Source organism: Pseudomonas oryzihabitans (assembly GCF_014522265.1).
Classification (GTDB): domain Bacteria; phylum Pseudomonadota; class Gammaproteobacteria; order Pseudomonadales; family Pseudomonadaceae; genus Chryseomonas; species Chryseomonas aestiva.
In genome coordinates this window covers 1,495,818-1,510,231 of the sequence record NZ_CP017024.1, presented here as the reverse complement: position 1 = coordinate 1,510,231, position 14,414 = coordinate 1,495,818, and the positions used below count along the sequence as shown (strand labels likewise).

Genomic DNA, 14,414 nt, shown 5'->3' with positions numbered 1-14,414 from the left:
ATTGTTGTACTGCGGTGACGAGACGAAGCAGATCTGACCTAGCGCTGCCCGTTACGGCGACGCAGGGTGTCCAGGGTGACGGCCAGGGCGATGACGATGCCGATGACCACCTGCTGCACGAAGGGCGAGACCCCCAGCAGATTCAGGCCGTTGCGCAGCACGCCGATGATCAGCACCCCGACCAGGGTGCCACCGACGCTGCCGACGCCGCCGCTGAGGCTGGCGCCGCCGATCACCACCGCGGCGATGGCATCCAGCTCCATGGACAGGCCGGCGCTGGGCTGGGACGAATCCAGGCGCGCCGCCATGGCCACCGCGGCCAGGCCCGCCAGGGCGCCACTCAGGGCATAGATCCAGATGGTGATGGTGCGCACCTTGATGCCCGACAACCGTGCCACCTCGGCGCTGCCGCCCATGGCATAGAGGTTGCGGCCACCGGCGCGAAAGCGCAGGAACACCCAGGCCACCAGCAGCATCAGCAGGAACAGCCCGACGGTGACCGAGAGGAAGCCGAAGTGCCGCACCGTGGCCAGGTTGGTGAACCAGTCCGGAAAGCCGACGATCTGGCGCCCGTCGGTGAGGATGTTGGCCAGGCCGCGGGCCACCGACATCATGGTCAGGGTGGCGATGAAGGCGGGCAGCCGAGCCCGGGCGATGAGCAGCCCCGAGACCAGGCCGCAGACCAGGCCACCGAGGATGGCGGCAGGAATCGCCAGGCCCAGCGACCAGCCGATGTCCTGGTAGAGCCAGCCCAGCAGCATCATGGAGAAGGCCAGCACCGAACCCACCGACAGGTCGATGCCGCCGATGACGATGACCAGGGTCATGCCGATGGCCAGGATGCCGAGCACGGTTACCTGATCGAGGATGTTGAGGGCGTTGCGCACGGAGAAGAAGTACTCCGAGGCAAAGGAGAACACGGCGATCAGCAGCGCCAGCCCGATCAGCGGGCCGCCGACGTTGCGCGGCAGGCGCAGTGCCAGGCGAGCGAGGGGCTTGGCGGGTGGCGAGGCGGTCGGGGCTTTGGCGTCCACACACTTCTCCTAGGGGTTATTGTTCTTGTGTCCGGCTCGCCTGAATATTTATGCGTGCCTGATTTTTAATTCAGACTCCGCCTGTTCCGGATGGAAGTCAAGCGCCTTTTCATCGCTGCCTGCCAAACGCGATGGCTTCGGCAATCCCGCATCCCGCCACGCATTCTATCCGTTCGCCAGATCGCCAATGGCCTTTCCTGGCTATTGACGGCCCTGCGGATTGGGGTCTAAATGATAAATATATTTTCAGTGACGAATAAATATTCATAAGACGCCCACTGAAACCTCGGCAGGCGTCTGCTCCATCGCAGCTTCGGATACCCGAGGGGGTCGCCTGATGAATCCGTTCCAGTACGACGTCGCGCAGATTCGCGAAAAGGCCCGGCTGATCCGCCGGCGCGTCATCCAGCTCAATGCCGGCTCGCCTGCCGGCGGCCATACCGGGGCGGATCTGTCGGAGACCGACATCCTCGCCACCCTCTATTTCCGCCTGCTCGACGTCGCCCCGGAACGCCTCGCCGATCCCCAGCGCGACATCTACATCCAGAGCAAGGGCCATGGCGTCGGCGGCCTCTACTGCTGCCTGGCCGAGGCCGGCTACTTTCCGCCGGAATGGCTCGACACCTACCAGCATTTCGACTCCCACCTGCCGGGTCATCCGGTGCGGCAGAAGACCCCTGGCATCGAGCTCAACACCGGCGCCCTCGGCCACGGCCTGCCGGTCGCCACCGGGATCGCCCTGGCCGCCCAACGAGATGGCAGTCCGCGCCGCGTCTATGTGCTGACCGGTGACGGCGAACTGGGCGAGGGCTCCAACTGGGAGTCGGCGCTGACCGCCGCCAAGTACCGGCTGGACAACCTCACGGTGATCGTCGACCACAACCGCCTGCAACTGGCCGGTCCCACCGCCGAGATCCTGCCGCTGGAGCCCCTGGCCGAGAAGTGGCGCGCCTTCGGCTTCCATGTGGTCGAGTGCGATGGCAACGACGTGGCCCAGCTGGTGGAGACCCTGGAAGCCCTGCGCGAACACCGCGGCCAGCCCCAGGTGCTGATCGCCAATACCGTCAAAGGCAAGGGGGTTTCCTTCATCGAAGGCAAACCTGAATGGCACCACCGGGTGCCCAAGGGCGACGAGATCGCCGCTGCACTGGAGGAACTCGACCATGGCCACTGATACCCAGACCCCAGGTGAAGCCCATCTCGCCAGCGTCATGGTCGAGGCCTTCATCGCCGCGGTGGACGCCGGCGTCGACCTGGTGCCGGTGGTCAGCGACTCCACCTCCACGGCCAAGATCGGCCCCTTCGTCAAACGCTTCCCGGAGCGCCTGGTCAACGTCGGCATCGCCGAACAGACCCTGGTCGGGGTGGCCGCCGGCCTGGGCCTCGCCGGCAAGGTGGCGGTGACCTGCAACGCCGCGCCCTTTCTGATCTCCCGCGCCAACGAACAGGTCAAGGTGGACGTCTGCTACAACAGGTCCAACGTCAAGATGTTCGGGCTCAACGCCGGGGCCAGCTATGGTCCCCTGGCCAGTACCCACCACAGCCTCGACGACATCGCCGTGATGCGCGGCTTCGGTAACGTGGAGATCTATGCGCCGGCCGATGGCCGCGAGTGCCGGCAGATCGTCGAGCACGCCCTGGCCCATGACGGTCCGGTCTATATCCGCCTGGACGGCAAGGCGCTGCCCGATCTGCATGGGTCCGACTACCGTTTCGTCCCCGGTCAGGTCGATGTGCTGCGCCAGGGTCACGACGTCAGCCTGGTGGCCCTGGGCTCGGTGGTCCACGAGGCAGTGGAGGCCGCGCGGTCGCTGGCCGAGCAGGGCATCAGCGCCCAGGTGATCAATCTGTCGTCAATCCGTCCGCTGCAGCGCGAGGCGCTGCTGGAAGCCCTTTGCGCCGCTCGCGGCGGGGTGGTCACGGTGGAAGAGCACAACGTCAACGGCGGGGTGGGCAGCCTGGTCGCCGAGGTCATGGCCGAAGCCGCGCTGGGCGTGCCGCTGATCCGCCTTGGCATCGCCGATGGCGAGTATGCTGCCGCCGGTGGCCGCGGGCCGACCCGCGCCAAGCATGGTATCGATGCCGCCGGCATCGTTGCTGCGGTGCAGCGCCTGCGCTGAGGCTCAGGCGTCTGCCACGACAAGAACAACAGGAGCTGCCATGGCCGCCGAACCGCTGATCCTCGCCCTCGACGAGGGCACCACCAATGCCAAGGCGATCCTGGTGGATCGCGCCGGTCGGGTCGTGGCCCGCGGTTCTCGGCCGCTCACCGTCCAGCATCCGCAGGCGGGCTATGCCGAGCAGGATCCCCTGGCCATCTGGCAGGCCCTGCAGGGCGCCATCGGCGATTGCCTGGCCCAGACGGACGCCCCCCTGGCGGCCATCGCCATCAGCAACCAGCGTGAATCCGCCCTGGCCTGGGAGCGCAGCAGCGGCCAGTTGCTCGGCCCGCTGGTGAGCTGGCAGTGCAAGAGATCCCAGCCGCAGTGCGAAGCCTTGCACGCCGCCGGTCACGGCGAGTTGATCCTGCAGCGCAGTGGCCTGGCGCTGGACCCGATGTTTTCCGCCGGCAAGTGGCGCTGGCTGCTCGATCAGATTCCCGACGGCACGGCCCGCGCCGCCGCCGGCGAGATCTGCCTGGGCACCGTGGACAGCTGGCTGCTTTGGCAACTCAGCGGTGGCACGAGCTTTCTCATCGACGCGGCCAATGCGGCCCGTACCCAGTTGCTCGACCTGCGCGGTGGTGACTGGGATCCGCAGCTGCTGGGTCTGTTCGGCATTCCCCGGGCGGCGCTGCCGGAGATCCGCTCCAGTGCCGGCTGCTTCGGCGAGACCCGTGCCCAGGGCCCGCTGCCGGCCGGTCTGCCGATCCTGGCGATGATCGGCGATTCCCATGCGGCGCTGTTCGGCCAGGGCGGTTTCGTCCCGGGCAAGGTCAAGGCCACCCTGGGTACCGGCTCCTCGCTGATGACCCCCATCGCCGAACCCGTGGTCTCCGCCCATGGCCTGGCCACCACCCTGGCCTGGCGCCTGGGCGAGACCCCGACCTTTGCCCTGGAAGGCAACATCGTCCACACCGGCGCCGCCGTGGGCTGGACGGCGCGGCTGCTGGGCGGCGCCGGAGAGCTGGAGGCCCTGGCCGCCGAAGCCGCGGCGCTGCCGGACAACGGCGGCGTCTACTTCGTCCCGGCGTTGGGTGGCCTCGGTGCGCCGCACTGGCGGGCCGAGGCGCGCGGACTGTTCTGCGGCCTGGCGGAGAATTGCGGGCGGGCGCACCTGATGCGCGCGGCCCTGGAAGCCATCGCCTACCAGATTCGCGACGTCTTCGACGCCATGCAGCAGGACAGTCCGACGCCCCTGGACGAACTCTGGGTGGATGGCGGCGCCACGCGCAACGAATGGCTGCTGCAATTCCAGGCCGATCTCCTGCAGCGCCCGGTGATCTGCAGCCTGTCGCCGGAGGTCTCGGCGCTGGGCGCCGCCCACCTGGCCGGCCACGCCCTGGGCTGGTGGCAGGACGCCGCGGCCCTGGCCGATCTCGAACGGCCCCGCCGCCGTTACGAACCCCGCGCCAATGCCGTGCCCGAACTCTATGCCGGCTGGCGCCAGGCGCTGGAGCGGACGCTGCGGTAAACGAGAAGGGCAACGGTCTTCATCGCGGCCATGGCGGTGCGCCGATGCGACCGATCCGGCAGGATTCTGATGTTCTGATGTTCTGATGTTCTGATGTTTTGCTGATCGCGGCCATGGGCCGCTCCTACAATGGCATACGTACCTGTAGGAGCGGCCCATGGCCGCGATTCCACTGGGCTCCGTAGCGTGGAAAACGGCGCAGCCTTTTCCACTGTGACGTCGTGATGGGCTGTTGCCCTCACCCCAACCCTCTCCCCGAGGGACAGGGGGCTGTCCGAGCGGGCGTTCGTTTTCATCCGTCCTGGCAGGATCGGGCCGACTGGCGCGACCCTACTCGTGGGCGGAGGCCGACCTGGCTCAGGTCGGCAGGGTCATGAAGATCTGGGTGCCCTGACCGGGGCGGGAGACGACGCCGATGCGCCCCCCGTGCTGGCGGATGATTTCCTTGCACAGGGCCAGGCCCAGACCGGCGCCGCCCTTCTGGCTGCCGATCTGTACGAAGGGCTCGAACACCCGGCCCTGCTGGGCGTAGGCGATGCCCTCGCCATTGTCCTGCACCGCCATCAGCAGCTGCTCGTTCTGGCGCATGGCCTGGATGACGATACGGCCGCCCGCCGGGGTATGGCGCAGGGCATTGCTCAGCAGGTTGTCGAACACCCGGCCCAGTTGCTTGGGGTCCAGGCTGACGCGTGGCAGCGGCGTGTGCAGCAACTCGACGGCCAGCTCGACATCGCGCTCGCGGGCCTCGTCGGCGTGGCGGGCACGGGCCGCCTCCAGCAGATCGCCAATCTCGCTCGGCAATTTTTCCGGACGCTGCAGACCGCTCTGGTGACGGGAATAGTCCAGCAGGTCGTTGATCAGCTGCACCAGGCGATGGGTTTCCTCGTCCACCGTCTGCAGCAGAAAGGCCTCGCGGGATTCCGGCGCCACCTTGAGGCGTTCGCGCAACAGACCGAAGGCCATGTGCATGCCGGTGACCGGGGTGCGCAATTCGTGGGAGGCGCGCAGGACGAATTCGTTGCGCACCCGATCGAAGGCGCGCTGCTCGGTGACATCGCGCAGCACCATCAGCGCGCCCACGCTGCGGCCGTCGGCGTGGTTGACCGGGGTCAGACTCCAGGCCAGCAGCCGCACCTCGTCGTCGACGCGGATCTCCAGGTCTTCGGGCGCCGCATCCAGGGCACCGCCGGCCAGGACGCGCTGCACGCTGGCCTCGATTTCCGGACGTTCCAGCGCCGCGATCAGGGATTCACCCAGGTGATTCTCGTTCCAGCCCAGCTGGCGGCAGGCCACCGGATTGGCGTGTTCGATGTTGCCCTGGGGATCGAGGATCACCAGGCCGTAGTCGATGCTGTCGAGCACCGCCTGCAGGCGCCGCTGCCCGGCCACCAGCGCCTCGACATTGGTCTGGCTGAGGCGGTGCAGGGCCTGGGCCATGTTGCCGAAGCGGCGGCTGAGCAGGGTGAATTCGGCGATCTGCGAGGTCGGCAGCTGGACGTCGAAGTTGCCCTGGCTGATGCGCTCGGCGGCCTTGGCCAGGCCATCGATGGGTCCGGTGAAGCGCCGGGCGATGCCGTTGGCGGTCACCACCCCGGTGACCAGGATGGCCACGCCGATCAGCGCCAGCAGCAGGGCGATGATCACCGCGCGGTCATGGGCCTCGTCCTGCATGCGCTCCAGGGTCACCACGTAGCTGCGCTGCAGGTCGTAGATGCGCGTGCGCAGCGCATTGAGGGTTTGCTGGAAGCCGCGATCGGCGCGCAACTCGCCATAGCCCGCCGGCGGTGAGCGCAGGTAGTCGGCGAAGCGCTGGTAGCGCTGCTTGACGTCTTCCAGGATGGCCAGCTGCTCGGGATTGCGCATCTGGCCCTCGACCCGTTGCAGGTACTCCTGGAAACGCTGCTGGGCCGCCACCAGTGACTGCGGATCGGGTGCCCCGTCGAGCATCTGGAACAGGCTGTTGCTCAGCTCCTGGCGCATGTTCAGCGTCAGGTTGATGAAGTCCAGGTTGCTGCGGGTCTGGACGCTCTGCTCGCGGGCCAGGTGCAGCACGCTGACCAGGCCGACCAGCAGCCCGATGAGGGCTACGGCGATCAGGGCGGAGATGCTGAGAAAGAGGCGGGTGTGCAACTTGATCGGCAGCTTCATAGCCCGTACTGCTTGCGTTTTCGATAGAGCGTGGAGGCGTCGATGCCCAGGGTCTTGGCAGCCTGGTCGAGGGTTTCGCTGGTGGCCATCACCGCGGCGATGTGTGCGCGCTCCAGGGCCTCCAGGCTCAGCGCCTCGCCGACCCGCGGTGCGCTGGCGGCGCCGCCGGTGGCCGGGCTGTCACCCAGGCCCAGGTGATTGACGTCCACCAGGTCCTGGCCGCAGATGATGCTCGCGCGTTCGATGACGTTGCGCAGCTCGCGGACGTTGCCCGGCCAGCCGTAGTTGCGCAGGGCGTCCAGGGCCGCCTCGCTGAAGCCGTGGGCGGGTCTGTTGTAGTCCTTGACGAAGCGGGCGAGGAAACGCTCGGCGAGATCGACGATGTCTTCCTTGCGCTCGCGCAACGGCGGCAGGTTGAGCACGATGACGTTGAGGCGATAGAGCAGGTCTTCGCGGAATTCGTTTTCCGCCACCATCTGTTCCAGGTTGCGGTTGGTGGCGGCGAGGATGCGCACGTCGGCGCGGCGGGTCACCGGATCGCCGACGCGTTCGTATTCCTTGTCCTGGATGAAGCGCAGCAGCTTGGGCTGCAGGGCCAGGGGGAAGTCGCCGATCTCGTCGAGGAAGAGGGTGCCGCCGTCGGCCTGGCTGACGCGACCGAGGGTGCTCTCGCTGGCCCCGGTAAAGGCGCCGCGGGTATGGCCGAACATCTCGCTTTCCATCAGATCGGCGGACAGCGAGGGGCAGTTGATGGTGACGAAGGTCTTTTTCGCGCGGCGACTCCAGGCGTGGATGGCGCGAGCCAGTTCGCCCTTGCCGGAACCGGACTCGCCGAGGATCAGCACGTTGGCATCGGTGGTGGCGACCTGCCGGGCGGTCTCCAGGATGCTCATCATCGTCGGACTGCGCGAATCGAGACCGGCGCTGGATTTGCGCACCTCGCCTTCGAGCGCCTCCAGGCGCGCCGAGAGCTGGCGGAACTCCAGCTGCTTGGCCGCGGCCATGCGCAACTGGTCGGGACTGCAGGGTTTCACCAGATAGTCGGCGGCGCCGGCCTGCATGGCGTCCACCGCGGTGTCGATGGCCGAGTGGGCGGTAACGATCACCACCCGCATCCAGGGCGCCTGGATGCGCATCTGCTGCAGGACGTCCAGACCGTTGTCCGCGCCCAGGCGCAGATCGAGAAAGCAGAGGTCGTAGACCTGACGTAGCAGCAGGGCTTCGGCCTGGGCCGCGCTGTTGGCCGTGGCGACGCTGTAGCCGGCGTCTTCCAGACAGAAGCGGAAGGTACGCAGGATGGCGGCTTCGTCGTCCACGAGCAGGATGCGACCGCTGGTTTGTTCCATGACGGCAAAACTCCAGGCCAAAGGGCCGAAACGCGCTAAAGGACAGGGCTGGCAGTTAGTCCATGATACATCGTGCAAGTTGCAATCCGCAGGATCATCGGGCTATCGACCGTCCCTCTGCGAGCATCGTGCAGATCGCAACCCGGAGGGGCGAAAACGGGGAAAAGACGGTTTTCCCGGTGCCCGGGAAGACTTTTATCCGGTCATTTGCCGTTGCGCCTGGCAGCCGACCGGACCGGGGCCATCCAAGCAACCCCTGGCCATCATGCAAAACGCAATGCTTCTGGCGTTGCACCTTGCAAGGTGCATGTGTGGCGGCTACCAGTGAAAACTGTAAGTTTTTGATTTATAAGATAAAAAAGATTTTCGAAAAGCTGGCACGTAGTCTGCAATCTCCTTGGCAAGCCGGCCTTAGGGCCAACGGACTGCAGGAGAGACCCGATGATCAGCCAGACCCTTCGCAAGCACTTGGTAGGTACTGCGCTCTTCGCTTGCTTCGCCAGCGCCGCCGTCGCTGCCCCTCAGGGCCAGGACGTCAGCCGCGAACAGGCCCTCATCGCCTCTACCCGCATTGCTGCCCAGGCCATGGTGCCCGCAGCCAAGCCGCTGGCAAGTCAAGGTCGTGGGGAACTCAAAGCCATCCCGGCACAGTCCAACGGTGACCGTCTGGTAAAGCAGACCCGCTGGGTATTCTGAGGTCATGACCATGATGTGGATGCTGCTGGTGATTGTGTTGTTCGCTGCAGCGGCGGTTGTGATCGGGATGTTGCTCAGCGCTTTGATAATGGGTCGTGCGCTCAATCAGACGCACAACCTCAACGGTCTGGATCTCGATCTGACCGCTGTGGAACCACGGATGGCGAGTCTGGATACCCAGGATTTCGCTAATAAAACCACTGCTCGCTGGACAGGTGCTGTCGTCCGCTGAGTGCACTTGTAATACATAGGAGAAACACCATGCTGAGCTGGGCTATCACTTTCCTGATCATCGCGATCATCGCAGGCGTCCTGGGTTTCGGTGGCATCGCCGGTACTGCCACCAGTATCGCCAAGATCCTGTTCGTGCTGTTCCTGGTGCTGTTCGTGGTGTCGTTCTTCATGGGCCGTCGTCGTCCCTGACGCCAGCCTCATGAGAGACAGGCTGCCGGTCGTGACGACCGGTAGCCGAGGCGCTGTCATTGAATTGCAGCTTTAAGCCGATTCAATGGACAACCTCGAAGTCGTCTCCTGATCCGAGACGCAAGGGCCACAAGGTCGGGACGCTCTGCAGTAAGGGAGGGTTCCAAGAGTACAGGGAGTACTTTCGCACTCGCGGCGGACTGGGCTGGATACGACCACACCCCTGAATTCGACCGGTTTCGTCTCAAGCGAAACCTGCCGGTGTCAGGGGTGTTGTCGTTTTGGCGCAGTGAAAAGGCGGGTGTCCGGGGCGAGCTCAGCCCTGCCAGAAGGCGTCCCACCAGGAGCGTTCGCCGCGAACGTCTTCCAGTACCACGGTGCAGGTGGTGCCAGCCGCCAGCAGCAGCCCCTCGGGCAGCGGATCCAGGGCGATGCGCACCGGTACCCGCTGAGCCAGACGGACCCAGTTGAAGGTGGGATTCACGTCGGCGGTGAGTTCACGACTCTGGGGATTGTCCCGGTCATAGATGCCGCGGGCGATGCTTTCCACATGTCCGCGCAGCGTCTGGCCGCTCATCAGGCGCATCTCGGCTGCCGCTCCCACCTGCACGTGGGGCAGCTTGGTTTCTTCGAAGTAGCCATAGACCCAGAACGAATGGGCGTCGATGACGGCCAGTTTGGCTGCGCCGGCGGCGGCGTAATCGCCCTTGAACACCGAAAGGTTGGTGACGTAGCCGTCGACCGGCGCCAGCACCCGGGTGCGCTTGAGATTGAGGCGCACCGATTCCAGCTGGGCCTGGGCCTGGCGCAGATCCGCCTCGGCGGCCAGGGCGGCGCTGCTGGCGTCTTCGCGGTTCTCGCGAGAAACCACCAGGCTGTCGATGTCGGCACGGCGGCGGGCGTTCTGCTGGCGCATGGCCAGGGTGGCCTTGCGCGCGGCGACCGTGGCCTCGGCCTGATGCACGGCGATCTCGTAGTGCTCCGGATCGATCTGCAGCAGCAGGTCGCCCTTGTTGACCCACTGGTTGTCGCGCACAGCGATCTCGGTCACCAGACCCGCCACGTCGGGCGCGATGGTGATGACCTCCGCGCGCACCCGGCCATCGCGGGTCCAGGGATCGTTCATGTAGTGCACCCAGAGCAGCCGCCCGAGGATCAGCGCCAGGCAGACCACCAGCAGGGTAAAGAGCACGCCGAAGAGTTTCTTGAGGATCATGGCAGGAGTCCTAGCGATAGACGCACAGCGCCAGGGCGCAGTAGAGGCAGATGAACAGGGCCAGGCGCAGCAGCGCCGGATGCCAGACGACGTGGTAGAGGCCGACCGCGGCAAGCACCCGGTCAAGCGCCCAGGCGAGCAGGGCGGCGACCAGGAACAGCACCGTCACGGTGGGCAGGTAGAGGCCGTGGAAGGCGATTTCACGGGGCATGGGGAATCTCGTGATAGCGGGCCAGGGGCCCCTGGGGATCGAGCAGGGCACTGCGGATGAAATGCAGGTCGCTCTGCACCTGGCGCAGGGGCGACTCGTCATAGGGCAGTTCCGGCGGTTCGGTCACGGTCGCCACGGCAAGCAGGGCCGCGTCCACTGCCACCAGCGCCCGCCGCAGATGTTCCGCGCCGGGCTTGAGGAAGAGGCGCACCAAGGCGCGCCCGAGCACGCGGATGGCCTGGCGCCAGGCGCTGCCCTCGGCATAGCGCGGGGTCGCGGGCAGGCGGGCCTGCAACTGGCGCAGTTCGATCACCGCATGACCGATCTCCAGCACCACGAAGGCCCAGCCGATCAGGCGCCGCTGCGCTTCACCGCGTCCGGCGCTGACGCCATAGGCCTGGTTGAGCAGGTCGCGGGTCTGGCCTTCGAAGGTCGGCGCCAGGTGCGGCAACGGCGCGCTCACCGCCCGCACCAGCTGCTGGCGCAGGTCACGCTCCAGGCGGCGCCACAGCCAGGGGCTGTTGGGTGGCAGCAGCACCGCCGAGACCGCCGCGGTGATCACCATCGACAGGACCACGGCGATGCCGTTGTTGATGAAGACGTAGGTGTCGTAGACCGGCGGATTGTCGGGAATCGAGGTGAAGCAGAAGAACACCAGGCAACCCAGGCCATAGCCCATCCAGCCCGGGCGCAGGGAAATCCAGGTGCCCAGCATGAACACCGGCGCCAGGGTCAGCAGCAGCAGCGGCAGGCCGCTGATCCAGGGAAAGACGAAGAAGGTCAGGAAGAAGCCCAGCACCACGCCGCCACTGGCGCCGAGCGCCATCTGCAGGGCGGTGCGCTTGGGATCGGGCGAGGCCGAGGCCAGCGCCGAGACGGCTGCGGCGTTGAGCGCCAGCATGCCGCCGCTGGGATAGGCGCTGGCGATCCAGAAGGCGCCCAGCACCAGCACCAGAAAGGCGCTGCGGAGGCCGGTGACCGCTGCGCCCAGGGCATTGGCCTTGGCCACGAAGCGCGGCTTCCACTGTTCGCGACTGTGGCGTGGCGCCGTCAGAGAGGCATGGGTCTGCAGATAGCCGTGCCATTCGCCAGTGAAGCGAAAGAGCAGCTCCACGGCGGTCTCGAAGTCCCGCTGGTCAGCTTCGCTCAGGGGCGGCAACTCGGCACGCAGGGCACGAATGCGCGGCCGCAGACCCTGGTGCAGCTGCTCCAGACGCGCCGCCGCCGCCAGGGCCGCGCGTTCGGTAAGGGCCTGGCCACGCCATTCCTCGAACGCCTCCAGCAGCGGCGCCCAGAGGCGTTCGAGGACTGCCAGCGGCAACTGGGCGTCGCGCTCGCGCAGGCGCATCAGCAGGCGGCTGAGGGCATGCAGGCGGGTAGTCAGGCCCATGAATTCGGCGTTCAGCCGGGCCAGGCGCCCGCTGCGCATGCGCATGTGCGGGTCTTCGAAGGCCGAGGCGCTGCGCAGGCTTTCCAGCCCCACCGCCTCGGCAGCCAGGCGTACTCCGGCAGCCTCCAGGGAGGCACGGTCGAGACGACCGCGCAGGACGTCGGCAGCCAGTCCGGCGAAGCCACCCATGCGCCGATAGAGGGTCGCGCGCATGGCCGTGGCGCTGGTCTGCGGAAAGACCGCCGCGCTCACCGCGCCGCTGCAGAGCACGCCCAGGGTGATGGCCAGCACCCGCATCACCGCCGACATGAAGGCGGTATCGGCATTGAGCGCGGCAGGGATGCCGATCAGCGCGGCGGTGTAGCCGGCCAGCATGCAGGCATAGCTGCGAAAGTCCCGGTAGCGCGCCGAGCCGGCCACGCAGAGGCCGATCCACAGCGCCAGGAAGATCAGGAAGGGCACCCGTTCCTGGGCGAACAGGGCGATCAGCACCAGCATCACCGCCAGTCCCAGCAGAGTGCCCATCACCCGATAGAAGCTCTTGGCCAGCACCTGGCCACTCTGCGGCTGCATAACGATGAACACGGTGATCACCGCCGAGCTGGGATGCGGCAGTTGCAGGCGCATGGCCAGCCACAGGGTCAGGCTGGCGGCGAGCAGCACCTTGGCCTGGTACAGCCAGAGGCTGCCATCGCTACGAGCCCAGGCGCCGAGGGCCTGGCGCAGCGGCGCACCGGTGGCGGTGCCGGCAGTCATCGGGGGGCTCGCTCGACGGCGACGCGCGCCGGCACTAGGTCGTGGTCGCCCGGGCCGCGTTCGAGGTCCGCGCCGCCACCGAGGGCGACCAGGGCCGCGGCCTGGGCCGCCAGGCGCAGGGCGTGCACCTGGGCGGTGACGCGTTGCTGGGCGAACAGCCGGGTCTGGGCGTCGAGCACGTGCAGGTAGTCGGTCAGGCCGCGGCGAAAGGCCTCGCGGGCGATGTTGTAGGTGCGCTGGGCCTCCTGGCTGGCCTGGTCGGCGAGGGTGGCCTGCCGGGCTGCCGAATCGGCCTTGATCAGGGCGTCGGAGATGTCCTTGAGGGCGTCGACGAGGGTCTGGTTGTAGGCGCTGACGGCCACGTCGTAGGCCGCCGACTCCGCGCCGAGGCGACCGCGCAGGGCGCCACCGTCATAGATCGGTAAGGAAAAGGCGGGACCTATGAAGGAGCCGGTCTTGGCGTGGGTCAGCATCTCGCTGAGGCGACCCAGGGTCAGGAACTGGCCGACGTTGGCCACCAGGTCGATGTTGGGATAGAAGCTGGCGCGGGCGACGTCCACGCCCTTCGCCGCCGCGGCGATCTGCCAGCGACGCGCCACCACGTCGGGGCGCTTGCCGACCAGTTCCAGCGGCAGGGCGCTGGGCAGGCGCGGTGCCGCGCCCAGGGTCAGGCGCGGGCGTTGCAGGCGGGCGCCGGCACCCGGGCCCTTGCCGGCCAGGGCGGCGAGCTGGTTGCGATCCAGCGCCAGGGTCTCGTCCAGGGCTTCCAGCTGGCGTTCGGTCTCGGGCAGCAGGGCGCGCGCCTGGCTGACCTCGAACTGGGTGCCGAGGCCGCCGTCCAGCTGGCGCTGGGCGAGGTCGGCCAGGTGCCGCTGCTGCTCCAGGGTGGCGGCGAGGATGTCGCGCTGGTCGTGGTGCAGGGCGAAGCCGATATAGCTGCGGACGATGTTGCCGGTCAGCTCCAGCTCGGCCGCGCGCACCTCGGCGGCGGCCTGGTGGGCCTGGTCCAGGGCCTGGGCGCTGGCGTCGCGTTCGCGGCCCCAGAAGTCCAGGGCATAGCTCAGACCCAGTTCGGCATTGTTGTTCCAGGTGGTGCGATCGGCCAGCTCGCCCGGGCCATAGAAGCCGTCGGTGGGCCAGCTGTAGCGCTTGAAGGCGCCCTTGCCCTCGACCTGCAGGGCTTCACGGGATTCGGCCAGGCCGGCCAGGGACTCGGCGCGGCGCACCCGGGCGGCAGCCGTGGCCAGGCGCGGGTTGTCCGCCAGGGCGCCGCTGATCCAGGCATCCAGCTGGGGATCGCCATAGGCGCGCCACCACTGGCGCTCGGGCCAGGCGGCCTGGCTGGCGGCGGCCTGGATGGCTCCGTCGGTGGCCAGCGCCTGGTCGTCGAGGCGCTGCGCCTGGGGCGCGTTGTGACCGGTACCGATACAGCCGGCCAGCAGGGTCGCGAGGGCGACCACCGAGAGCGCAGGCCAGACTCTGCTAGAGGAAGGCGACACGTGGAGGTCCGTTGGCAACAGGGCCAAACCTGCGTCTGGCATGAGGCAGCGCAGCGAGGTTG

The 14,414-nt window shown here is 67.4% G+C and carries 13 protein-coding genes; 6 read left to right on the top strand and 7 right to left on the bottom strand.

Annotated elements, in window-relative coordinates; genetic code table 11:
- Window positions 1-38: 38 nt before the first annotated feature.
- On the bottom strand, window positions 39-1,034 hold the full coding sequence (locus tag BGI51_RS06955; RefSeq protein WP_133860279.1) for an ABC transporter permease: 996 nt from the start codon (window positions 1,032-1,034) through the stop codon (window positions 39-41).
- A gap of 337 nt (window positions 1,035-1,371) precedes the next feature.
- Here BGI51_RS06955 and BGI51_RS06950 point away from each other — a divergent pair, with 337 nt between their 5' ends.
- From BGI51_RS06950 to BGI51_RS06940, 3 genes are read left to right on the top strand one after another with little or no spacing between them, the layout of a single operon-like run.
- A complete protein-coding gene (locus BGI51_RS06950) occupies window positions 1,372-2,208 on the top strand; it encodes a transketolase (protein WP_133860280.1) in 837 nt (278 codons plus the stop codon).
- Window positions 2,198-3,154 (top strand): transketolase family protein, encoded by a 957-nt coding sequence (locus BGI51_RS06945; RefSeq protein WP_187980700.1) that lies wholly within the window; start codon window positions 2,198-2,200, stop codon window positions 3,152-3,154. The genes BGI51_RS06950 and BGI51_RS06945 overlap by 11 nt, the downstream gene beginning before the upstream one ends.
- A 40-nt stretch (window positions 3,155-3,194) precedes the next feature.
- Window positions 3,195-4,667 (top strand): FGGY family carbohydrate kinase, encoded by a 1,473-nt coding sequence (locus BGI51_RS06940; protein ID WP_187980699.1) that lies wholly within the window; start codon window positions 3,195-3,197, stop codon window positions 4,665-4,667.
- Window positions 4,668-5,024: 357 nt separating this feature from the next.
- On the opposite strand, the gene BGI51_RS06935 is transcribed toward BGI51_RS06940, so the two are convergent.
- Window positions 5,025-6,815, bottom strand: a complete 1,791-nt coding sequence (locus BGI51_RS06935; protein ID WP_133860283.1) for an ATP-binding protein — start codon at window positions 6,813-6,815, stop codon at window positions 5,025-5,027.
- Window positions 6,812-8,161, bottom strand: a complete 1,350-nt coding sequence (gene algB, locus BGI51_RS06930) for a sigma-54-dependent response regulator transcription factor AlgB (protein WP_187980698.1) — start codon at window positions 8,159-8,161, stop codon at window positions 6,812-6,814. The genes BGI51_RS06935 and algB overlap by 4 nt, the downstream gene beginning before the upstream one ends.
- 441 nt (window positions 8,162-8,602) lie before the next feature.
- Here algB and BGI51_RS06925 point away from each other — a divergent pair, with 441 nt between their 5' ends.
- Genes BGI51_RS06925 through BGI51_RS06915 form a run of 3 tightly spaced genes read left to right on the top strand, consistent with a single transcriptional unit; the run spans window position 8,603 to window position 9,280 of the window.
- On the top strand, window positions 8,603-8,857 hold the full coding sequence (locus BGI51_RS06925) for a hypothetical protein (RefSeq protein WP_007160204.1): 255 nt from the start codon (window positions 8,603-8,605) through the stop codon (window positions 8,855-8,857).
- Between the two features lie 10 nt (window positions 8,858-8,867).
- Window positions 8,868-9,089: a hypothetical protein gene (locus tag BGI51_RS06920; protein ID WP_178083882.1), complete on the top strand. Its 222-nt coding sequence runs from the start codon at window positions 8,868-8,870 to the stop codon at window positions 9,087-9,089.
- Between the two features lie 29 nt (window positions 9,090-9,118).
- Entirely contained in the window at window positions 9,119-9,280 is a 162-nt protein-coding gene (locus BGI51_RS06915; protein ID WP_007160206.1) for a DUF1328 domain-containing protein, read from the top strand.
- A 316-nt stretch (window positions 9,281-9,596) separates the two neighbouring features.
- On the opposite strand, the gene BGI51_RS06910 is transcribed toward BGI51_RS06915, so the two are convergent.
- From BGI51_RS06910 to BGI51_RS06895, 4 genes are read right to left on the bottom strand one after another with little or no spacing between them, the layout of a single operon-like run.
- Window positions 9,597-10,496, bottom strand: a complete 900-nt coding sequence (locus BGI51_RS06910; RefSeq protein ID WP_187980697.1) for an efflux RND transporter periplasmic adaptor subunit — start codon at window positions 10,494-10,496, stop codon at window positions 9,597-9,599.
- 10 nt (window positions 10,497-10,506) lie between these two features.
- Window positions 10,507-10,707 carry a DUF1656 domain-containing protein gene (locus BGI51_RS06905; protein ID WP_007160208.1) on the bottom strand — a complete coding sequence of 67 codons (201 nt, stop codon included), beginning with the start codon at window positions 10,705-10,707 and terminating at the stop codon, window positions 10,507-10,509.
- Complete coding sequence (locus BGI51_RS06900; RefSeq protein WP_187980696.1) at window positions 10,697-12,853, bottom strand: FUSC family protein; 2,157 nt, start codon at window positions 12,851-12,853, stop codon at window positions 10,697-10,699. Before BGI51_RS06900 ends, BGI51_RS06905 begins: the two co-directional genes overlap by 11 nt.
- Entirely contained in the window at window positions 12,850-14,352 is a 1,503-nt protein-coding gene (locus BGI51_RS06895; RefSeq protein ID WP_252977228.1) for an efflux transporter outer membrane subunit, read from the bottom strand. The genes BGI51_RS06900 and BGI51_RS06895 overlap by 4 nt, the downstream gene beginning before the upstream one ends.
- Window positions 14,353-14,414 lie beyond the last annotated feature (62 nt).